Source organism: Cupriavidus sp. WGlv3, assembly GCF_023952475.1.
GTDB classification, from domain to species: Bacteria; Pseudomonadota; Gammaproteobacteria; order Burkholderiales; family Burkholderiaceae; genus Cupriavidus; species Cupriavidus phytorum.
This window is the reverse complement of sequence record NZ_JALHRX010000053.1, coordinates 1-6387: the sequence shown is the minus strand read 5'-3', so window position 1 is coordinate 6387 and position 6387 is coordinate 1. Positions and strand designations below refer to the sequence as shown.

Below are 6387 nucleotides of genomic sequence, written 5' to 3'. Positions count from 1 at the left end.
GTGTAGTCGCGAATCTCTTTGAGATTCTTGCAGCTAGCATCTGGCGCTGCTCGCTTACTGGGGATGGAAGAATGTCGGCATCGCTCTCCATAGCTTGAGAGAGTCTCGCCTTAAATTCAGGGTTGTTACTACCCAAGGGTGAGGCGCCGCTGCAAGATGACATGTCAAGATAGATCTTGCCATCGATATCCTCCGCCATCGAGCCCCAGGCGGATTTAAAAATGATGGAAGAGCGGATTTCGCGCTCCCATTCAGCCAAATGGCCAGTGGATCCAGAACAGGACATTTAGTTTTCCTTTTCGGCGAGTGACAGCGCCATTCGTTTTGCGTTGGCCATTATGGTATGCGTGGGATGGCTATTTCCGGCGAAATTCATAACGGAGCCATCCATAACATAGATGTTCGTTAGCCCGTGAATCTTGCCGCAGTGATCCACGACTGATGTCTTTGGAAAAGAACCCGCACGCATGGTGCCGTGTAGATGTGAACTGCCTTTGCCTCGCGAGAAAGGCATTCGTTCGATACAGGATGCGCCTAAGCGGCGGAGAGTGTCTTCAGCCCGGTTGGCGAGAAAACTGATTCGTGCCCTATCATTTTCTGAGTTTTTATACGCTATACGGATGTAAGGAATGCCGTGTGGGTCGATGGCGCTGTCAAGCATTACACGGTTGTGTGACCATGGTTCCTCACCAGCGATATAGTGAAGTCGCACGCGACCGATGTTTTCCCCTGGCGAATCCAAATTTGCCTCGTAGATTAACCCCCCAAATCTGCATGGCACGCCAGGGTGCTCATAGAAGTCGTCCGTATACACAGTCGCATGCGGGCCCCAATGCGCAGGAAGCGCGGCTGGATTCTTCACGTAGCCAACGGAGTACCCGCTTATCTTGAATGAGAGGCCGCGCCCTACGAGGTCAGAATCATTTCCAATGCCTGTAGGTGCATGTCGGCTCTTCGAGCGAAGCATTAAAGCCGCCGACTGAATTGCATTTGCACACACAATGACCGCTTTAACGGGGATACGAATCCGCTGCGAGGAAAGCGGCACATAGCACTCAAGGGCTTCTGCGTGGCAGTCGCTTCGGAGCTCGATCGAATTGACAAAGCATCCGTACAGCACCGAAATCGATCCTGGGAAAGCGGAATCGTCTAAAACACTCTTAGCTAGGATGTTGGCCTTTGCATTCGTAGGGCAGACTAGGTGGTTGCAAGAGGAGCATTCAATGCATCCATTGGTGGTTTTGGGTGGCCGGATCGCCAGCGGAACACTCTTTGGCGTGATTCCAAGTTCTCGCATCGCATTGGATATAAGTAGACCTCTTTGGCTTGCTGGATAGGGCTGAAATCCGTACGTACCGCTAATCTCTAAGAGACTTTCGATTTCGGAATAAAAAGGTTCGAGGTCCAGAAGTGAAATGGGCCAATCTATCTCCATGTCAGTCCTAAGGTATTGGGATGCCGAGAGATCTGCTTGACGGTATCTGAACATGATAGCGTTGTAAAATTGCATTCCTCCCCCAACGGCACATGCTGTCCATGGATTTCCATCGGCGCGACCGTGTGGAGATGTTCGTGCCTTACTATAGGTTGCTTGGTTGGGGGCGTATAGCGCACCTGGGGATACCAAGGCTCCATATTCGAGGAGGGCTACGTGGAAACCTTTTTCCGCAAGTGTTCGGGCAGCAATTGAGCCTGAAGCGCCTGAGCCTACGATAACAACATCGAAGCTTGTGTAATCGCGAGATGCGGTCGCCGCAATGTGTTTGATGTCTGTCATGTGCAATTCTGTCCTTTTTGGGAAGGGATGTTAGCGCGGGCCAGTCGCCGTTGCGCGCGACAGACCTAAGCAATTCTTTGGTACGTTCCACGTAGTGTGGGATGGCAATGCCTGCCAATTTGGTGGCCGGGTGGCGATAGCTAACGTGGAAGCCATCATGAGTGCGTATGAACCAAAAGAACACCTCATCAGGATCAGTGCAGCGGCTACGGAAGACGGCAGTTCCCCAGGTGTTCCAATTGCTCGCACCAGGCGTATGGCGAAGGTCCATGTACGACACCATGAAAGGGTCGCGCAGGGGCTGGCCGAGGAGTTCGGCCACACGGGGCAGCGGAATTCGCGCGATATTCCTCAAGCCGTCTAGCCCTGCTACGGCCGAACGCACCACCTCACCGAAAGAGTCTGTTTGCTTGATGGAGAAGGCCACGGGCCCCATACCAACATACCATCCTATGGAAAATTGGAAGTGCTCCGTCTGTGTATTGACGGGTACCATGGTACGGAATACGTTCGAACTGCAGATTTCTTGGCCCGCTTTGGCAAGGCAGGCTAGCAACCCAGCAAACGAGTTGCCCTCAAGTGTGCGGCAGACTCGACTGAAGGAGAGTGCGTCAGATGCGTTGAGAAGTTCTGTGTATCCGCTTGGCTGATCGGCGGGGCTTTCGGTCGCCTCGCTTACTGAGGCAGGGAACTGAGGTAGCCGGCCGCCGCTCTCGCTGAGAAAGGTCCGCCAGCGCGCTATAGATTCGTGTTCAGCGTTCAACGCACCGGCGGCGCTCCGTTCAGCCTCTGCGAAATCCAAGTAGCTTGGCGGCCGTTCGGGAAGAATGGACGCAGCCGTCCTCTGTGAGGACGCGTGTGCTGACGCATACAGTAGTTGAATCTCATACGTAGTATGGAGAATGGAGTAGCAGTCCATTAGGGTGTGGTCTGCGGCGACATAGACGGTGGTTGCTTGTGGACGGCTCACTGTGGCCCAAAGATAGCTAGGCCAGCCTATAGCGAGAACCTCGCTGTCGAACAGATTCTCCAGATATCGTGACAATTTACGTCCATCTGTGAAGTCCGCAGCCGCACTGCGGCGGATTCTCACGGCATCGGCCGGTAGCGTCGTGCGAATAAATCGTTCGCCAGGCGGAAGCGGAAGGGCCACGATGAACTGGCTACGGAGGGCTTCGTGGCGGGTTACCCAGGCACGCAAAGCTTCGGTGAAAGCAACTGCATTGAATTCACCCGGGAGATCGAACATGCAGGCCAGCCAAGACGGCTGCAAGGGACCGTTGCCAGCTGTCTCAAGTGCATACGTGATGTGGGCTTCCTGGACGTAGGAGGGCAGCCGACCGTCGGCTGTCCAATTGGGATTGGACACATGCGGTGCGCAGGGCCGCCAAATGGTGAGGTGGCCCGGAGATAGGATGACCGATAGCATGTCGGCGAACTTCGTGATGAGGCCTGTGTTGGCCGCGAGAAGTAATGGAGGTAGCCGTTCTTAAGTGTCTGCCCCCACGAACTGCGGTGTACACACGGATTGCAGAGGGGATGCCCAGATCCACCCAGCGGCTCCGGCAATGAGGGCTCCGCTAAGCAGTAACGTCGCGCGGGCGCCGAGCCATGTTCCACAGGCGCCGCCTAACACGGCTCCGACTGGAGCAAGGGCCGCACTATGGTCCGGATGCTTGCGTTTACACGGCCGTGCAGTTGCGGCGGAGCCAAGGCGTAGCGGATTGGTGCCTGATGGACGCTGTAGACCTGCTTGCCGATCCACAATACAAATTGCGACAGTCCCAATGCAAGCCATCCTGGCACTTCGAGCAGCGGGGTTAGCATTGCGCCAACGGCACTGGTGAGGAGCGCTGCTATTAACACGCGACCCAAGCCTAACGTTCGAGCAAAAGGACGTGCAAGCAAAGTACCGATAACACTTCCGATTGCAGCGATGCCTGAGACGGTCCCGATCGTTGTGGCGTTCAGCCCTAAGCCCTCGGTTAGATACAGCAGAAAGACGGCGGAGTAGGCACTGTACCAAAATATGGGAGTACCGGTAGCAAAGGTGATTGCGCGGAGTTTGGGAGTACGTAACACGAATAGCGCGCCCTCTGCAGCTTCCGAGAGAACGCGTTCAAGGATGCTCCTAGTGTCGTAGTCACTTGTCATCGACGCGCTTGTTGTCGGCGCTATTATCACGTATGGGAGCAGCGCCGTCACCAGAAGGAACGACGCCGCATCTGCCAGTATCGCGATAGGTGCCGAAAGCGAATAGATCAACCAGCCTGCGAGCGGAGGACCAAGTACCAATGCCGCTGATTGTCCTAGTTCTATCCAGCTCTGAGCCTGTACAAGTTGTTGGGGCGGCACGACAGTTGGCACACATGCCAAAAAGGCCACGTCGGCAATCACCGTAAGCCCGCCCATCAGTGTAGCAACGGTGTAGAGATGGGGCATGCCGACGTAGCCGATAAGCAAAGCAGATACAGGTACTGTGGCCAACGTTAGCGCCATTATCCAATTTGCCGTAATCAGAAGGATTCGATGTGAGAATCGATCGGCGAAGACGCCGGCAAGCGGGCCTAGCGGAAGGTACGGGGCACGTCCACATGCAAGCAAGAAGCCTGTCTCGAGTGATCCTGCTTGGTGTAGTTGGATCGCGGTCAGAGGTAGGGCGATGAGCGTCACTTGGGCGCCGACGCGGGAAACCATCTGGCCTAGGAGAGATAGAAGCTGCCGGGCAAGCGTTGTCGTCGCGTTTGCGTTGCCACTGGAATCACTCCCTGCTCGAGAGAGTCGGCACGGACAGCGTGTAGACGAATTTCCTGCTAAGCGTTCGAACTGCTCAACCTCCTGAGGCGTGAGGTCGCGCACGTACCGCCCAATACATCTGGTGTATAGGGGTTGAGCAGCTGCGTCAGCTGAGGGATGGCCCCAGGGTTTGTCGAAAAGCGCGTGCTCGTGCTCTGCGTGATGCAGAACCCTCTCACTCCATCCCAAGCCCAGGTACTCCAGCATCCGTGCAGCTGTCTCACGCGGGGCGGTGACCAGATCCTCATATCGCACTTGGAGATAGCGACCACTGGGCGCACCCAAGTGTGCCTTGGTGACGACATTTATCCGGCCTTGGACCGCCTCGCCGATAGTCCGATGGTCCCACCCAGAAACCTTTTCATGGGATGCTGCCACGTCGCGGCCATCGCGAATGATGTGGATAAAATGTGCTTGCGGCCAAATGGCGGCATATTTGCAGAGGTTCTGGATCCGTCGCTGAAGCTTTAGACCCCATCGCTTCGCCCCGGTCTGTTGTCGCCGGAACTCGCCGATAGAGTCGATAAGCAGACAGCGATCCTCTAGTGTAGCCAGGACGGTTCCACGCTCCGCAATCACACGCGTCACCAATGTCTTTACGTCGTCTCGGTCCAAGGCCGAACGTTCACACTGCCAGACGAAGTGCACGCCCTCGAACCATTCAGGGTCGATGGCTTCCTTCGTCGTACCGATAACCCGTGGATCCCGACACGCCATCAAGGCGCATACTTCAAGGATATGTGAGCCAAGGTTGATTGGCTCCGTGAAATCGATTTCCGGACCTACGACCAAATCCGGATGCGCGTCGAGCAGAATGCTAAGCAAGGTTGTACCGGAGCGGTCTTCGCCCCCCAAAAGGACAGGGTCAGAACGTAGAGGGACTAAAGTGTGGTCTGGTGAGGAGTTAAACATGGGCCTGGAGGGCAAGAAAGAACATGGCGGCCCAACAATTAGCGCTGCTGTTCATTTGTCAAAACAGTGAGCACTGGGACCAATTGCGGCCGAGTCAACACCATTAGTGCAAGCGCTGTGCCTGGGAGCGGTTTAGAGCAAAACTACACTGCACGCTGGTATGGAGGCCCTTGCTTTCGTTCTGCGCGGTGCAAAGTGCTGTTGAAATTGTTGCAATTTGTCCCCTACTGAACATTGTCCATCTCGCAGGGCGGACTAAAGTTCCGCATCTAAAAATAGACAATTCTATTGCTTGCCTATAGCCCGAGAGTCAGCGGCACACGGGATTTTTATCGGAAGCCGAAGTTTCATGCTGCTAAACCGGTCCTGCGAAGCCGCCGCAGGAATGTATATGGAACGAGGTTACAAATGTCTTGCGCTATTCAGTGCGCTGGGGCTAGCTAGCGCCATGTTGTCCGAGGATCGGACATAGCGACCTGTGTACAGGTTGCCTCCCCACTGTGTGTTGATGTCTATCAATATGCAGCTTTTTTTGGCCGACTCCTGACTGGGCGTGGCATGTACTTTGCATATTCCGATCGAGATGTTTTTGATACTCGAGATGTTTTTGAAAAAACTGAATGCGTTGGTCAGAATGATCATCGATGGCAACATCATGGAGCACGTGTTACTCGGGGTGGTAGTGATTGTTCTTGCCGTCACCCTTGTTGTGCCTATGTGTAAGCCAAGGGGCGCGCGGGGTTCGTGCTTCCGTCTTCCGGGAGTGCCTCCAACCCAACCTCATTACACACTGGTGCTCTGCAGAAAGTCGTTTACGGTCAATGACATAGCGGGTGGGGTTGTAAACTCTTTCGGAATGTCGTTCACTCTTGCAATTTGGGCGGCACATGCAGCGAGAGGCG

General features: G+C 55.0%; 4 protein-coding genes and 1 pseudogene. 1 reads left to right on the top strand and 4 read right to left on the bottom strand.

The window, feature by feature from the left end:
- From MKD38_RS30005 to MKD38_RS29990, 4 genes and pseudogenes are all read right to left on the bottom strand, one after another.
- The coding region (locus tag MKD38_RS30005) for an aminotransferase (protein WP_252669737.1) at window positions 1-286 on the bottom strand (286 nt) is incomplete at its 3' end.
- Window positions 287-1777: a GMC oxidoreductase gene (locus MKD38_RS30000; protein ID WP_012354791.1), complete on the bottom strand. Its 1491-nt coding sequence runs from the start codon at window positions 1775-1777 to the stop codon at window positions 287-289.
- Between the two features lie 319 nt (window positions 1778-2096).
- Window positions 2097-3026, bottom strand: a pseudogene (locus tag MKD38_RS29995) (condensation domain-containing protein); the annotation flags it as partial.
- 380 nt (window positions 3027-3406) lie between these two features.
- Entirely contained in the window at window positions 3407-5485 is a 2079-nt protein-coding gene (locus tag MKD38_RS29990; protein ID WP_012354789.1) for an MFS transporter, read from the bottom strand.
- Between the two features lie 565 nt (window positions 5486-6050).
- On the opposite strand from MKD38_RS29990, the gene MKD38_RS29985 reads away from it, so the two are divergent.
- Window positions 6051-6387 (top strand): hypothetical protein (locus MKD38_RS29985; RefSeq protein WP_116344652.1); only part of this gene is annotated, 337 nt, incomplete at its 3' end.